This window comes from Pseudomonas sp. SWI36 (assembly GCF_002948105.1).
In the GTDB taxonomy this organism is placed as follows: Bacteria; Pseudomonadota; Gammaproteobacteria; order Pseudomonadales; family Pseudomonadaceae; genus Aquipseudomonas; species Aquipseudomonas alloputida.
Genome location: NZ_CP026675.1, coordinates 4,209,743 through 4,225,246 on the forward strand (window position 1 = coordinate 4,209,743; position 15,504 = coordinate 4,225,246).

13 protein-coding genes are annotated in these 15,504 nt (G+C 64.2%); 7 read left to right on the top strand and 6 right to left on the bottom strand.

The genetic code is table 11. The annotated features are described in order from the left end of the window. Positions 1-26: 26 nt before the first annotated feature. The 3 genes from C4Q27_RS20170 to C4Q27_RS20180 form a co-directional block, all read right to left on the bottom strand. Positions 27-1,241, bottom strand: a complete 1,215-nt coding sequence (locus C4Q27_RS20170) for a benzoate/H(+) symporter BenE family transporter (protein ID WP_104887266.1) — start codon at positions 1,239-1,241, stop codon at positions 27-29. A gap of 149 nt (positions 1,242-1,390) precedes the next feature. Beyond that, positions 1,391-2,278 carry a dihydrodipicolinate synthase family protein gene (locus C4Q27_RS20175; protein ID WP_003247248.1) on the bottom strand — a complete coding sequence of 296 codons (888 nt, stop codon included), beginning with the start codon at positions 2,276-2,278 and terminating at the stop codon, positions 1,391-1,393. A 44-nt stretch (positions 2,279-2,322) separates the two neighbouring features. Continuing rightward, complete coding sequence (locus tag C4Q27_RS20180) at positions 2,323-3,105, bottom strand: aldolase (RefSeq protein WP_003247249.1); 783 nt, start codon at positions 3,103-3,105, stop codon at positions 2,323-2,325. Positions 3,106-3,351: 246 nt separating this feature from the next. Here C4Q27_RS20180 and C4Q27_RS20185 point away from each other — a divergent pair, with 246 nt between their 5' ends. The 3 genes from C4Q27_RS20185 to C4Q27_RS20195 all read left to right on the top strand — a co-directional run bounded on the left by C4Q27_RS20185 (position 3,352) and on the right by C4Q27_RS20195 (position 7,438). Continuing rightward, positions 3,352-4,899: an AMP-binding protein gene (locus tag C4Q27_RS20185; protein ID WP_033725201.1), complete on the top strand. Its 1,548-nt coding sequence runs from the start codon at positions 3,352-3,354 to the stop codon at positions 4,897-4,899. Between the two features lie 14 nt (positions 4,900-4,913). Beyond that, positions 4,914-6,080 carry an acyl-CoA dehydrogenase family protein gene (locus C4Q27_RS20190; protein WP_020191767.1) on the top strand — a complete coding sequence of 389 codons (1,167 nt, stop codon included), beginning with the start codon at positions 4,914-4,916 and terminating at the stop codon, positions 6,078-6,080. A 104-nt stretch (positions 6,081-6,184) separates the two neighbouring features. Then, the gene (locus C4Q27_RS20195) at positions 6,185-7,438 is read left to right on the top strand and encodes an MFS transporter (protein WP_104887267.1); all 1,254 of its coding nucleotides are present in this window, start codon (positions 6,185-6,187) and stop codon (positions 7,436-7,438) included. Between the two features lie 12 nt (positions 7,439-7,450). Here C4Q27_RS20195 and C4Q27_RS20200 read toward each other — a convergent pair whose 3' ends face one another. After that, positions 7,451-8,395: a LysR family transcriptional regulator gene (locus C4Q27_RS20200; protein ID WP_003247253.1), complete on the bottom strand. Its 945-nt coding sequence runs from the start codon at positions 8,393-8,395 to the stop codon at positions 7,451-7,453. A 215-nt stretch (positions 8,396-8,610) separates the two neighbouring features. Here C4Q27_RS20200 and C4Q27_RS20205 point away from each other — a divergent pair, with 215 nt between their 5' ends. Genes C4Q27_RS20205 through C4Q27_RS20220 form a run of 4 tightly spaced genes read left to right on the top strand, consistent with a single transcriptional unit; the run spans position 8,611 to position 12,469 of the window. After that, a complete protein-coding gene (locus C4Q27_RS20205; RefSeq protein WP_064492354.1) occupies positions 8,611-10,464 on the top strand; it encodes a DUF1302 domain-containing protein in 1,854 nt (617 codons plus the stop codon). 22 nt (positions 10,465-10,486) lie between these two features. Then, positions 10,487-11,797, top strand: coding sequence for a DUF1329 domain-containing protein (locus C4Q27_RS20210; protein WP_104887268.1), 1,311 nt, complete (start codon positions 10,487-10,489; stop codon positions 11,795-11,797). Next, a complete protein-coding gene (locus tag C4Q27_RS20215; RefSeq protein WP_020191763.1) occupies positions 11,797-12,183 on the top strand; it encodes a YidH family protein in 387 nt (128 codons plus the stop codon). Before C4Q27_RS20210 ends, C4Q27_RS20215 begins: the two co-directional genes overlap by 1 nt. Continuing rightward, positions 12,176-12,469: a DUF202 domain-containing protein gene (locus tag C4Q27_RS20220; protein ID WP_049586660.1), complete on the top strand. Its 294-nt coding sequence runs from the start codon at positions 12,176-12,178 to the stop codon at positions 12,467-12,469. Before C4Q27_RS20215 ends, C4Q27_RS20220 begins: the two co-directional genes overlap by 8 nt. Before the next feature lie 28 nt (positions 12,470-12,497). On the opposite strand, the gene C4Q27_RS20225 is transcribed toward C4Q27_RS20220, so the two are convergent. Continuing rightward, positions 12,498-14,459 (bottom strand): alkyl/aryl-sulfatase, encoded by a 1,962-nt coding sequence (locus C4Q27_RS20225; RefSeq protein ID WP_064492352.1) that lies wholly within the window; start codon positions 14,457-14,459, stop codon positions 12,498-12,500. Between the two features lie 101 nt (positions 14,460-14,560). Beyond that, positions 14,561-15,484 (bottom strand): LysR family transcriptional regulator, encoded by a 924-nt coding sequence (locus tag C4Q27_RS20230; protein ID WP_104887269.1) that lies wholly within the window; start codon positions 15,482-15,484, stop codon positions 14,561-14,563. Between the last annotated feature and the right edge of the window lie 20 nt (positions 15,485-15,504).

Consider the following 15,504-nt stretch of genomic DNA (forward strand, 5'->3'; position numbering starts at 1 on the left):
GCACGGCAAGGTGGTGGAAAGCTCGCTTAGCGGGAGGCGCCGCGCAAACCGGGCAGGCGACCGTTCAGGACAACATGGGCCAGCAGACCAATGACCAGGCCCCAGAAAGCCCCGCCAATGCCCAACAGGCTGATGTTGGCCGCCGCCGCCAGGAAGGTGATCAGTGCTGACTCGCGTGAACGGGCATCGGCCAGGGCGCTGGCCAGGCTGGCGCCGATGGTGCCCAGCAGGGCAAGGCCCGCCAGGGTGGTGATAAAGGTGCCCGGCAGGGCCATGAAGACACTCGCCAGCGTGACCCCGAACACCCCGACGAGGATGTAGCAGACACCGGCAGCGATACCCGCCACCCAACGCTTGTCCGGGTTTTCATGGGCTTCCTTGCCGGTGCAGATGGCCGCGGTGATGGCCGCGATGTTGAACGCGTGTGAACCGAAGGGCGCCATCAGCAACGAGCCCATGCCGGTGACGGCGACAATAGGGTTGGCGCTGGTCTTGAAACCATCGTTGCGCAGCACCAGCATGCCGGGCATGTACTGGCCGGTGAGGGTGATCAGGAACAATGGCAGGGCCACGCTGAGGGCCGCGTTGAGGGAGAAGGTGGGCGCGGTGAAAACCGGTGAGGCAAATTCCAGCCGCAACGTGGTCAGGCCCACTTGCCCCTGCAGCAACAGGTACCCCAGGCCCAGCAGCAGTATCGCGACCACGGCGTAACGGGCGGTGAAGCGTTTGAAGGTCACATACGCTGCAATCAGCAACCCGGCTAGGGTGGGGTCGACCGACAGGCTGGCAAAGGCACCGATGCCGAACTGCAGCAGGATGCCGGCCAGCAGGCCGGCGGCAATGCCGCCGGGCACGACGCGCACCAGCCGCTCGAAGCACCCGCTCAGCCCCAGCACCACGAAGCCGGCGGCCGACAGCAGGTAGGCACCTATGGCCTCGCTGTAGGGCACGCTGGCCAGGGCGGTGACCAGGAACGCGGCGGCTGGCGTGGACCAGGCTGTGATGACCGGCTCGCGGCTGTACCAGGACAATGCCAGGCCGCTGAGGCCGACGCCGATCGACACCGCCCAGACCCACGATGATGTCAGCTCCGGGCTCAGCCCGGCCACTTTGGCCGCCTGGAACACCAGGATGAACGTGCCGCCGTAGTTGACGATCACCGAAACGAGTCCGGCAATCACCGGGTGAAGGATGTCTGTCAGCCTGAGCGGGGTTGCAGAGCTTTGAGCAGGCGCGTCCATGGTTGCCTCTGGTAATGGTCAGATGAGGAGCAGTTTTGTGCGGCGAAGGGGTAATCCGACTGCAGCGTCATTGGCCCGTTCGCAGCCCAAGGCTGTTCCTGAAGAAAAAGGCTGCCCGACAGCGACAGGCTGCCGGGCAGGTTTGGGCATCAGTTGGTCAGCGCCACCAGCAGGTTTTTCAGGTGGTTGCTGCCTTGCGCATCCAGCGGCTGCAGGGGCAGGCGTGGGGCGCCGACATCCTGGCCGAGCATTTTCAGGCCGGCCTTGATGGTGGTCGGCAGGCCACGGCGGGTGATGTACTCCAGCAGCTCGTACTGGCGGTAGAACAGCGCACGGGCTTCAGCCAGATCGCCTTGTTGTACGGCGTCCCACAGCGCCAGGTTGAGTGCCGGGATCAGGTTGGGCGCGGCGGTACACCAGCCCGTGGCGCCGGCCACCAAGGCTTCCAGGGTCAGCGGGTTGCAACCGTTGTAGAACGCCACCTGCCCATCTGTAGCCGTGAACAGGCGGTGCATGCGCTGGATGTCACCGGTGCTTTCCTTGACCATGGTCACATTGGGCACTTCGCCGAGGATACGCAGGATCAGCTCCACCGACAGGTCGGTGCCGCTGGTGCCCGGGTTGTTGTAGAGCATGATCGGAATGTCGATGGCGGCGCCGACCGCCTTGTAGTGGGCGACCACTTCGGCTTCGGTGAGCTTCCAGTAAGAGATGGGCAGCACCATCACTGCCGTAGCACCGCAGGCCTGTGCCAGGCGGGCACGCTGCACGGTGCGGGCGGTGGTCAGGTCGGAGACGCTGACCACGCTGGGTACGCGCCCGGCAATGCGTGCCTGGCTGAAGCGCACCACGGTTTCCCATTCGCTGTCGGACAGGTAAGCCCCTTCGCCGGTGCTGCCCAGCGGCGCGATGGCGTGCACGCCGTCTGCGATCAGGCTATCGATGGACGTGCCCAAGGCATCCAGGTCGAGTGTGCCGTCTGCGGTGAAGGGAGTGATGGTGTAGCCGATAACGCCGCGAATTACAGGTGTAGACATGACCAGGCACCTTTGCCGTTGTTGAGGAAAGAGTACAGCTTCGATCAGCCCAGGCAGTCGCCATGGGCACGCAAGGCACGGCGCGCGTAGTAGCTGAAGGCAGCACCGTGACGTTTAGGGGTGGAAATCCAGTCGTGGGCCTCTTTGCCCAGTGCTTCGGGGATGGGGCGGATGTCACCGGCGCCCATGGCCAGCAGTTGCATCTTTGCTGCGCGCTCGAACAGCAGGGCGAGCACGCAGGCTTCCTCGATCGAACGCCCAGCGATCAGCAGGCCATGATGGGAAAGCAGGATTGCGCGCTTGTCGCCAATCGCGTTCGCGATGATTTCGCCTTCTTCGTTGCCCACCGGTACACCGGGCCATTCCTTGAGGAATGCACAGTCGTCGAACAGGGGGCACAGGTCCATGTGCGAGATGGCCAGCGGAACTTCCAGCATCGACAAGGCGGCGCTGTGCAGCGGGTGGGTGTGGATGATGCAGTTGACGTCGGGGCGGGCGCGGTACAGCCAGCTGTGGAAGCGGTTGGCCGGGTTGGCCATGCCATGGCCTTGCAGCACCGTCAGGTCTTCGTCCACCACCAGCAGGTTGGAAGCGGCGATTTCGTCGAAGCCAAGCCCCAGTTGTTGGGTGTAGTAGGTGCCAGGTTCCTGCGCACGCGCAGTGATCTGCCCGGCCAGGCCAGAGTCGTGGCCGCCGTCGAACAGGATACGGCAGGTGAGGGCGAGCTTTTGTCGCACGGTGTAGGTGTTGTCGGTCAGCGCCGTCAGCATCTGTTGCTGGGCGAGTTTGACAAGCTGGTCCTTGGGGGTGTGCATGGTGGTCGTCATGGGCGGTACCTGCAGGGGGTTGAGACTAGGGATGGCTGATCGGCGTGGAGGCGACGCCAGGACACGGCGTTGATCATAATGACACAAAGTGTCATATGCAAGCGATGTGTCATCCTTGCCTCAGGGGCGTCAACCCATCAGTGCCAGCGCAATCTGTTATGGCGTGCATACGCAACTGGTATTACTTGCCCCGGCTTCACGCTGTTTAGCATCGATCGGGTCTTAACCGTCGACGAGAACAACAACGTGAACCTTGGAACCCTATCCAGTCGAAGTGCCAGATACTGGCCTGAACGTCTGGCGGTGATCGACCGCCACACCCGGCTGACCTTCGCTCAGCTCGAACAGCGGGCCAACCAGCTGGCCTCGGCCTTGCTGGCACAGGGCATCGCCACGGGCGAGCATGTCGCCATCCTGGCGCCCAACCGCGCCGAACTGGTGGAAGCAGAGGTGGCTTTCTACAAGGCCGGCCTGGTCAAGGTACCGGTCAATGCGCGCCTGGCACCGGATGAAGTGATTCAGGTGCTCAACGACGCCTGCAGTGTCGCGCTGATCGCCGATGCGCAACTCGCCCAGGCGTTGCTGGCCCGCAGGCAGGAGGTACCTGCGTTACGCTTGATCGTGACCTTGGGTGAGCGGGGCGGTGACATCACCTATGCCGCACTGCTGGCCCAAGGCAGTAGCCAGCCAATCAGCTGCGACCTGCCTGACGATGCCCTCGCCGTTTTGCATTACACCTCTGGCAGCTCTGGTGTGCTCAAGGCTGCGATGCTCAGCGTGGGCAACCGCAAGGCGCTTATCCGCAAGAGCCTCGCCAGCCCTACCCGTCGCGCCGCCCCGGGCGATGTCATGGCCCACGTCGGCCCTATCACCCATGCCAGCGGCATGCAGCTGATGCCACTGCTGGCGGTCGGTGCCTGCAACCTGCTGCTGGAGCGCTACGACGACCAGCTGTTGCTCGAGACCATCCAGCGCGAAGGCGTAACCCGCTTGTTCCTGGTACCTGCCATGATCAATCGCCTGGTCAACTTCCCCGATGTCGAGCGCTACGATCTGAGCAGCTTGCGCCTGGTGATGTACGGTGCCGCGCCGATGGCACCAGCGCTGGTGAAGCGGGCCATCGAGGTATTCGGGCCGATCCTGGCCCAGGGTTACGGTGCTGGCGAGACCTGCTCGCTGGTAACCGTCCTGACCGAACAGGACCATTTGTGCGAGGGCGGCGACTACCGGCGCCTGGCCTCATGCGGGCGTTGCTACTTCGAGACCGACCTGCGCGTGGTGAACGACCACTTCCAGGACGTCCAGCCGGGAGAGGTGGGCGAAATCGTAGTCAAGGGCCCGGACATCATGCAGGGCTACTGGCGCGCACCCCACCTCACCGCCGAGGTGATGCGCGACGGCTACTACCTGACTGGCGACCTGGCCACGGTGGATGAGCAGGGGTATGTGTTCATCGTCGACCGCAAGAAAGAAATGATCATTTCCGGTGGTTTCAACATTTACCCCAGCGAGGTCGAGCAGGTGCTCTACAGCATGCCGCAGGTGTTCGAGGCGGCGGTGGTGGGGGTGCCTGACGAGCAGTGGGGCGAAGCGGTGCGGGCGGTGATCGTGCTCAAGCCGGGGATGGCGCTGCAGGAGCAGGACGTCATCGAACATTGTGCCCAGGCCCTGGCCGGTTTCAAGAAACCACGCGCCGTGGATTTCGTCAGCGAGCTGCCGAAAAACCCCAACGGCAAGGTGGTGCGCCGGTTGATCCGTGACGCCTACTGGCAAAACAGCGAACGCCGTATCTGACACGAGGAACGACCATGTATCAGCCAAGCGAAAAGGCCCAGCAGATCATCGAGGCCATCAGTGGCTTCGTGCGCAACGAAATCCTGCCCCTGGAACAGCAAGCCGGTCTCAGTTGGGCAGAGCCGCACCCGCGGGCGGTGCTGCAGCAGGTATGGCAGCGCTCGTGCGAGCAGGGCTTCTACAACATCATGCTGCCCGAGGCGATAGGTGGCGCCGGGTTGAGCGTGTCAGACCTGTGTGCGGTCAAGGAAGCCACGGTGCTCACCGGCTCGATGCTGGCGCCGCATATTCTCGGCGAGCTTTCCGGGCCGCCCCGTATCGGCCATCTGTTCAAGGTGGCGAGCCCGACACAGATCGAGGCGTTCCTGCAGCCGGTGTGCCGTGCCGAAAAGGCCGTGTGCTTCGCCCTGACTGAAAGCGAAGCCGGCTCTGATGCAACGGCGATCAAGACCTCCGCACGGCGGGAAGGTGAACACTATGTGCTCAATGGCGCCAAGCGCTACATTTCAGGGGCGCCCTATGCCGACATCGCCGTGCTGCTTGCGGTGACGGATCCCGGGCGCGGTGCCCAGGGGATTTCGGCATTCTTCGTCGACCTGAGCGCACCGGGGGTAAGGGTTGAAAGCGATTATTCGGTCATGTCAGGCGGTGGTGCGCATGGCGACATCATCCTTGAGGACGTACGGGTGCCGGCGGCCAACCGCATCGGTGAGCAAGGGCAGGGTTTCAAGCTGGCGATGGGGCGCATCACCCTCAATCGCCTGCTGCATTGCCCCACCTTGCTGGGGCTGGCCGGCCTGGCCCTGAACCTCTCGATCGACTATGCCCGCACGCGCAAGCAGTTCGGCCAGCCTATCGCCATGTTCCAGTCGATCAACCACATGATCGCCGACATGGCCACCGAGCTGCATGCTGCACGCAGCATGGTCTACGCCACGGCAGCGGTGAATGACGCCGGCGGCAATATCCGCACCCAGGCCCCGATGTGCAAGCTGTTCGTTTCGGAGACGGCCTTCCGCATCGCCGATCGCGCCGTGCAGATACACGGCGGTGCCGGGCTGCTGCGTGGCAACCCGGTGGAGTGGATATTCCGTGCGACACGTATGATGCGCATTCTCACCGGAACCAGCGAGATCCAGCGCAACACCATCGCCAAGGGCGTGCTCATGCCTGAGCAATGACGCGGTATGCCCGGCCCGTGGCGGCCGGGCTCTCCAGACAATAACAAGAACGAGAGATCATCATGACTCATACTGACACCCCCGCACGTGCAGGCACGGCCTGGATGATTGCGGTACTGCTGGCGCTGTTGATGCTGGTGAACTTCCTGGACAAGGTGGTCATCGGCCTAGTGGCGGTGCCGATGTCCAGGGAACTGGGCTTGTCCCCTGCCGAGTTCGGCCTGGTAGGGGGCGCACTGCACTGGTTCTTCGCCATCTCGGCGGTGATAGGCGGCTTCATGGCCAATCGCCGGCCAACCCGCACCCTGCTGCTGGGCATGGGCGCGTTCTGGGCGCTTATCCAGTTGCCCATGTTGTTCGTCAGCTCGCTGTGGGCGATCGTCGCCTGCCGGGTGCTGCTGGGTATTGGCGAAGGGCCGGCCTCACCGGTGGCTACACATGCCTTGTACAAGTGGTTCCCCAACGACCGTCGCAACCTTCCCGTGGCGCTGTTGCATACCGGCAGTGCGCTGGGGCTGCTGGTAGCCGGTGCCATGATCCCATGGATCAGTGTGCACTACGGCTGGCGCATGAACTTCATTGTGCTGGCGGTGATCGGCGCGGTGTGGTGCTTGCTGTGGTGGCGGCTGGGCAGCGAGGGCAACCTCGACCGCATTCGCCCGGGCCAGCTTGAAGAAGGGCAGGCCCCTGTTCCCTATCGACGGCTGCTCGGTGACCGCACGGTATTGGGCAACTACTTGTGCCACTTCGCCGCCAATTGGTCCCTGGCATTGACCCTGACCTGGGTACCGAGCTACCTGGAAACCGGGCTGGGTATCGACCCGATCATGACCGGCCAGGTGTTCGTCCTGTTCGTGGTGGTTACCACGCCGCTGAGCCTGTTCATGGCCTGGCTGTCCCAGCGCATGATGCGTGCCGGGGTTGCCACACGCTGGTCGCGCGGTGCGTTCGTTTCCGTGTGCCTGATCGCCAGCGGGCTGCTGTCGGCGGCATTGTTTCTGCCGGGTCTGAGCAACGTCGAGCGGATCGTCAGCCTCACGTTCAGCGGCGGGCTGGCGCTGGTGATGTACTCCGTGGGGCCTGCCATGCTGGCGGAGTTCACGCCCAGCGGGCAGCGCGGCGGCATTCTGGCGATCGGCAACGGTATCGCCTCGTTGGCCGGGCTGTCGGCACCGGTGGTCACCGGTTTGCTGGTGCAGGGCGCCGGGGCCGGGCACACGGCAGGGTTTGGCCAGGGTTTTCTGGTGTGCGGCGCGGTGCTGGTGATTGCCGGGCTGATCGGGCTGGCCTGGATGGACCCGCAGAAAACCCGGCAACGTCTGGTGCAGGTTGGCACGGCTGCGCCAGCCCAGGCGTGATGTTCACAGCGCTCAGAGGCTCTGCTCCGCCAGGGCCTCGCGCTCGATCAAGGTGCCTTTCCAGCGCTCGCTGCGCACCGCATCCACCAGCAGTGCGCGCACCAGGTCGCGCATGCAGGCGGCGGCGAACGACAGCGGCTTGTGCTGCGAGTGGGCCAAGGCGATGGTGCGGGTGATGCGCGGCTCCACTATCAGCCGCGCGCTGGCAGGCGCGGCCAGATCCAGCAGCGGCGGCCAGTTGCTGATGGTGGCCGCCAGGCCAGCACGGACCAGGCTGGTGATACCGGGGGCAGACTGCTGTTCGTAGCTGGAGTCCAGTGTCACACCGGTTTCCATGGCAGCCTGCTCGATGCGCCTGCGCAAGTGCAGGCTACGGGGTGGCATTACCAGGCGGCTCGCTGCGGCCTCAGCCAAGGTGATGGGCGACTCGTCAGGGCCGTGCCCAGGCAGGCCGACCCAGTACAGGTCTTCGGAAAACACGGGCTCGGCGACCACATGGACAAGCTCTTCGGCGTTGGGCACCACGCCGAAATCCACCTTGCCCAGCTCGATCGCCTGGCCACCTTCGCGGCTCAGGCCATCCCATACGGTGAGCTTGATCCCCGGGAAGCGTGCCTGGGCCTGGGTAATGATGGCCGGCAACAACAGTGCGGAGGCAGTGGCGGGAATCGAGATGGCCACGTGCCCCTTGGGGTTGCCGCGGCTGGATTTCAGCTCGTCCTTCACCGAATCGAGCTGCTGCACGACCGATCGTGCCACTTCGTACAACTGCCGCCCGGCATCGGTCAGTTCGATACCGTCATGCTGGCGCGCCAGCAGTTGCATTTCCAGTTCGCTCTCCAGCAGGCCTATCTGTCGGCTCAAGGCCGGTTGGGCGATGAACGCCTGGCGTGCGGCATTGGAAAAACTGCCGGCTTCGACAATGGCGATCAAATAACGCAGCTGTTTCAAAGTCATCGTGATTCTCAGGCTATGCCGAAGTGATATGGCAACCATCGGGAGACGCTATTTGTTTCAGCCCCGGTGGCCTACTTAGTATCGGTAAGCAGCAAAACGAGGATAACAGAAACGTTCGAATAATTACCCAAGCCCTTGCCTGCAGGCCTTTGCGCCGTACTTAAGCATTAACTCGCAATTCACTCTCTAATAAACACAATAAGAGGTTAAGAGTGATGGCATCTCGTATTTCCGGTCGCTCGGGACCGTTGTCGGTACTTGCCTCATCAGTACTTTTTTCTGCATCTGCCGGTGCCGCTCAGTTTCACTGGGGTGAACTTGAGGGGCAATTCGACTCGGCGCTTTCCTTTGGTACCAGCATTGCGACTGTCAACCCTGACCCGGCCCTGCACAACAGCGCCAACAGCGATGACGGCCGCCTGAACTTTGCCTCCGGCGATGTGTTTTCAGCGGTGTTCAAAGGCACCCATGACCTGGAGCTCAAGCACGACAACCTGGGGGTGTTCCTTCGCGGTACCTACTGGTACGACACGGCCCTGCGTGATCACGATCAGCGCTTCAAGCAGGTCGAGGACAACAACCGCAAGCGCTCAGCCAAGACCGCAGGCAGCCAGCTGCTCGATGCCTTCGGTTACTACCTTTACGACATCGACGGCCAACCGGGTTCGCTCAGGCTGGGCAAGCAGGTGGTCAACTGGGGTGAGAGCACCTTCATCCAGGGCGGACTGAACGTCATCAACCCCTTCAACCTGGCGGCCTTGCGCCGCCCCGGCTCGGAAGTGAAGGACGCGCTGGTGCCGGTGAACCTGTTCTACTTCACCCAGAACCTCACCGAAGCGCTGTCGGTCGACGGTTTCTATCAGCTGGACTGGGAACAGACCCAGCTCGACAACTGTGGCACGTTCTTTTCGAACAACGACTTTTTGCCCGATGGGTGCGATGGCCTCGACGTGGGCGCCAAATTGCTCGGCAACCCCACAGCCGTGGCGGGGCTTGCGCCGTTCGGTGTGAACCTCACCAGCGAAGGCGTGCGCATACCTCGCGGCAGCGACCAGGATGCCCGCAACAGCGGGCAGTGGGGCGTTTCGCTGCGCTGGTACGTGGCGGCGCTGGACACCGAGTTTGGCGCTTACGCGGCGAACTACCACAGCCGCACGCCTTACCTGGGTACGGTCAGCAGCCCGTATTTCGACAACCGCCGTTTCGCCCCGCAGTTGTGCGCCAACCTCGCTATCGGGCTTGCAGACTGTGCCGCTTTTCTGGGTTCCAGCGCAGGCCAGTCGCTGGTCGGCGCGCTACGCCTGGGTACCTCGCAGTACCGGGTGCAATACCCCGAGGACATTCGCCTCTACGGCCTTTCGTTCTCCACCACCCTGCGCACCGGCACGGCGCTGCAGGGGGAGCTGAGCTACCGGCCGAACATGCCCATGCAGCTCAACGGTACCGACATCATCCAGTCGCTGTTGAACGTCGATGGCCGCTCGCCATTGCTGGGTGACGGCCTGCGGCCAGACAGCGCCAGTACGTTGTTCGACGGCTACCGCCGTAAAGAGATGACCCAGTTGCAGGTAACCGCTGTTCACGCTTTCAGCCAGGTGATGGGGGCCAACCAGTTGCTGTTGATAGGCGAGGCGGGCGCCACCTACGTCGGCGGTCTGGAGGGCGCCTATGGCCCCCGTTACGGGCGCTCGGGCACGTTCAACAGCGGCGAACTGGCGGACAACAGCGTGTGCGTGGCCATTTCCAAAACCCCTGAGCATTGCAACGACGAAGGCTTCATGACCCCGTTTTCCTGGGGCTACCGGCTGCGCGCCACCTGGGCCTACCCCAACGTGATTGCCGGCTTCGACCTGCGGCCGAACCTGTCCTGGGCACATGACGTGCACGGCACCGGCCCGGTGGAGGGGTCGGCGTTCAGCGAAGGCTCCAGGGCCATCAGTGTCGGGTTGGATGCGACGCTCGCCAGCACCTACAGCCTGAGTGTGTCGTACACCGACTTTATCGACGGCGACTATGGCACCCGCGGCGACCGGGACTTCATCTCGCTGAGCCTGGGCGTCACTTTCTGAGGGCATGACAATGAAAATGCGCATGGTGATGATCGGTCTGTTCTGGGTCAGCGGCGCGCTGGCGGCAGCCGGCCTGCCCGACAACCTGACCCCGGTGGGGGCCGAGCGTGCTGCCAGCCCCGACGGGCGCATCCCGGCCTGGCAAGGTGGGTTGAGCGCGGCCCAGCAACGCCTGGGCGACAACGGCACGCCGCTGGACCCGTTTGCCGATGAGCAGGCTCTGTACCGGATCACGGCCGCCAACTACCGGCAGTACCGAGGTCAGCTTACCGACGGCCAGGTGGCCTTGCTCAAACGCTTCCCAGCCAGCCTGAGCTTGCCGGTGTATCCCACCCACCGCAGTGTTGCGGTTCCCGACGCGGTCGCGGCATCGGCGGCACGCAACGCCGAGCAGGCGCAGCTGGATGACCAGGGCAACGGTGTGCGAGGTTTCACGGGTGTCATCGCCTTTCCGCGGCCAACCAACGGCCTGGAGGTGATCTGGAACCACCTGACCCGGCATCGCAACGTGAGTTACAGCCTGAGCTCCGACAGCGTCACGCCGCTGAAGAATGGCCGCTTCGTGCTGATGAGCGCGCGTCAGGAAGTGGCCCGGCCCGAAGGTTTGGCCCGCCTGGGGGAGGGCAATGTACTTTATTACTTCACCTACCGCATGACGGCGCCCTCGCGGCTTGCCGGTGATGCGATGGTGGTGCACGAGACACTGGACCAGGTCGCCGAGCCGCGCTTGTCCTGGGTGTACAGTGCCAGCCAGCGGCGGGTACGGCGGGCGCCGAACATCGCCTATGACACCACCGGCCCAGGCACCGCCGGCCTGCGGACCGCCGACAGCCGCGACATGTTCAATGGCGCGCCGGACCGGTACGACTGGAAGCTGCTGGGCAAGCAGACACTGCACGTGCCCTACAACAGTTACCGCTTGGCATCGCCCGAGCTGCGCTATGCCGACCTGATCAAGCCAGGCCACATCGACCCGGCACCGACCCGCTACGAACTGCACCGGGTATGGGTCGTGGAGGCGACGTTGAAGCCCGGGGCGCAGCATATCTACGCCAAGCGCCGGTTCTACCTGGATGAAGACACCTGGGCCATTCTCGAAACAGACAGCTACGACGCGCGTGGCGAGCTGTGGCGCACCTCACAGGCCCATGGTTTCTTTCACCCCGGCGGCCAGGTGGCAGTCAACGCCATGGAGGTCACCTACGACCTCAAGAGCGGACGCTACCATGCATCGGGCTTGATCAACGAGCAGCGTCGGCCCTTTGCTTTCAATGTGCGCACCAGCCTTTCGTACTTCTCGCCCGGCGCCCTGCGCAGCTTTGGTGTGCGCTGATGGGCGTGCCTGAACCACGGCCTGACTGGTCGCGGCGGCTGTTGGGGCAGGGTGAAGCGCCTGATCCGCGCTTCACGCTGGCCAACGAACGTACCTTCCTGGCCTGGGTCCGGACCGCGCTGGCGCTGCTGGGTGGCGCAATCGCCATCGAAACCTTCGCCGGCCACGTCCTCGAGACACCCCTGCGGCTGTGGCTGGTCGCTGGCCTGATGCTGCTGAGTGCATTGCTGAGCGCTGGCGCCTGCCTGCGCTGGCTGCGGGTAGAGCGGGCATTGCGTCAGCGACGTCCGTTGCCGTTGCCGGCACTGGTGCCCTTGTTGGCGCTGGGCTGCCTGGTCGCCGTACTGCTGGCAGGTCTGGTCCTGTGGCCACGCTGGCATGGGTGATCCGGGCCTGCAGGCAGAACGCACCGAGTTGGCCTGGCGGCGCACTGTGCTGGCGCTGGTGGTGGTGGCGGGGTTGGCCTGTCGTCAGGGCGATGTGTACGTGCTGACATTGGCGGGCGTGGCCGCGCTGGCGCTGCTGACTCGCCAGGGACGGCGTTACGAGCGGGGCCTGGCGATGTTGCAGGCCGAGCGCGGTCAGCCTGCGCCCTGGGGAGTGCTGGCACTGGGCAGCGTGGTGTGGCTGATGGCACTGGCAGGCTTGTGCCGGTTGGCGAAGGGCGGCTGAGCACAGTGCCGGCGCCGCCCGCTGCCGCTCAGGGCGTGACGATATTGAAGCGCGAATCAGCCTCTTCCAGCCCCCCCATGAATTGCAGGAACTTCACCCGCTCGCCTTTGATTTCGATTGCCCCTGCTGTGGCTTCCTTGAGAAAGCCTGTCTGCTTCAAGGCAATGCTGTCCAGTGTCTGTTTGCGCATGATGACCTCTACATCGGCCTTGGCGTGGCGCGCCAGGTCGCGGTGGGTGAGGACGCCGTTGCGCAGGGTGAGGGCGTAGTCTTCGTCCAGGTCGGAAAACCGCCAGTTGATGGTCAGGTCGCTATCGGCAGCCTTGTAGGCATTCACCCGCACGCCCAGGTAGTCGAAAAACAGGCTGGGTGTCAGGGCCCGCACCATGTCATCGGCATTGCCGCCACTACCCGCACCGGCGGCCACGCCTGAGCGCAATTCCTGCGCGCCACTGAGGTAGGCATTGCGCCAGGTGGTGTTCTCACTCTGGTAACCCAGCTGCTCGAGCGCGTCGGCCTGCAATTCGCGGGCCTCGGTGTTGTCCGGCTCGGCGAATACCAGATGGTTGACCAATTGCGCCACCCAGCGATAGTCGCCCTCGGCGAAGGCCTGGCGGGCCTGGGTCAGCACCTGATCGGCACCTCCCATGGCCGCCACGTAACGCTTGCCGGCCGCTTGCGGTGGCAATGGGTCGAGGTTGGCCGGGTTGCCGTCGTAGAACCCCATGTAGCGTTGATAGACGGCCCTGACGTTATGGCTGAGCGAACCGTAGTAGTCGCGGCTGTACCATTTGCTTGCCAGGCGCGGCGGCAGATTGGCCAGGGTCTGGGCAATTTCCATGGGTGTCTGGCCTTGATTGATCAGGCGCAAGGTCTGGCTGTCGAGGAAGGCGTACATATCACGCTGGTCAGCCAGGTAGTCGCGGATGGCCGCTTTGCCCCAAGTGGGCCAGTGATGCTGGGCGAACACCACCTCGGCCTGGTCGCCATAGCGCACCAGCGACTGGTCCAGGTAATGGGCCCACACTTTCGGATCGCGCACCAGTGCCCCGCGCAGCGTCAGGACGTTGTGCTGCACGTGGGTGGCGTTCTCGGCCATGCACAGTGCCTTGAACGCCGGGAAATAGATGTTCATTTCCGCCGGCGCCTCGGTGCCCGGGGTCAGTTGGAACTCCACCTCCACGCCGCTCAGGGTCATGCGTTGCAGCGGTTGGCTGATTTCGAGCGTCGGCGCGATGAGGCTGATGGTGGCATTGGCCGGGACGCCCTTGCCCAGTCCGGCATCCACCTGGCCTCGCGGCCCGCGAGGCAGGGGGGCGCCGTACATGTACTGGGCGCGGCGCTTCATGGCCGGACCGGCCAGCACGTTCTCACCGATGGCATGTTCGAAGAACCCCTCGGGCGCGATGACCTGGACTTTGCCAGCCTTGACGTCCGCCTCGTTGATCACCCCGCGCACGCCGCCGAAATGGTCGACGTGCGGGTGGGTGTAGATCACCGTGGTCACCGGCTTGCGCGGACGGTGCTTGAAGTACAGTTCCAGGCCCGCTTTGGCGGTCTCCACGGCAAGCAGCGGGTCGATCACGATCAGCCCGTCCTGCCCCTCGACGATGGTCATGTTGGCCAGGTCCAGGCCGCGAAGCTGGTAGATGCCCTCGGTGACCTTGAACAGCCCGGCGATGTTGTTCAACTGAGCGAGTCGCCACAAGCTCGGGTTTACCGTGGCAGGGGAGTGCGCCGGCGCCAGAAAAGCATACTGGGCCAGGTTCCACACGGTCTTGCCATCGGCCGTCGCGACTGGCCCGTCGAACCGCTCGACCAGCCCACGCCGGGCTGTTTCGTAATCGACGCGATCCTCGAAGGGCAACCGTTGCAGCCACTGCTGGTTGCTGGCCTGTGTGGCCGGGGTGGCATCCTTGGCCGCTGTTGCGGCCAGGCTCGGAAGGGGGGCCAGCAGGGCAAGCGCCAGCATCGACAGTGAAAAGCGCATGGGATGTCCTTGTTGTTATTGGGGCAGAACACTCTAGGGGAGGGGCTTGCGCACCAGCCAATACCAGAGCGGCATGGCCGCTATCGCGTTTCCTGATGGCTTCAGGCGGGGGGGAGCGTGAGGATCTGTTCGACCAGCCAGGCCAGGGCGGGGTCGTGCTGACGGTGGCTCAGGTGCACCACTTCCAATTCGAAAGGCTCCAGGGCAAATGGCAGTTCGTACACCGCCAATGGCAGCAGGTGCGCAAACTGCTGCGCCAGTTGCCGCGGCAGCACCACACACATGTCGGTGGCTGCGGCCAGATGGGCGGCCTGCAGGTAGTTGGGCGTGGTATAGGCGATTTGCCGGGTCAGGCCTTGCTCGGCCAGCCACTGGTCGACCATGCCCCGGGTCTGGCCGCCGTGCACCCAGATGTGCCGCAAGCCCAGGAACGCGTCGAGGTCCAGTGCCTGGCCCGGCACCAGGTGCGGGTGCTGCTGGCGCAGCGCGATCTGCAGGGTTTCACGGCGCCAGGGGTGGCGGGTGAAGCGCGCCGGCACCTCGTCGAAACGGCCCAGTACCAGGTCGAGGTCGCCCCGGTCCAGCGCCTCGGCCGGCAGGTTGGGGGCCAGGTGCACCACGTCGATGCGCACGTTGGGTGCCAGTAGCTCCAGCCGCGCCAGGAGTGGCGGCATGCACAGCTGTTCGACGAAATCGGTGAGGGCGATGCGCAACTGGCGATGGCTGCGCTGAGGCTCGAAGCCATCGCCGGTGCCCAACGTCTGCTCGATCTGCTGTAACGCCGCACGTATTGGCCCCTCCAGTGCCAAGGCCCGTGGCGTCGGGCGCATGCGCCGGCCCACGCGGACCAGCAGCGGGTCGCCCAGCTGGTCACGCAGGCGCGCCAGGGCATTGCTCACGGTCGGCTGGGTGAGGGCCAGACGCTCGGCTGCCCGCGATACGTTCTGTTCACGCAGCAACATGTCGAAGACGCGCAGCAGGTTCAGGTCGAAGTTCGAAATATTCATGCTGAAAATATATGGCATACGAAATGGAAATTTCAAAA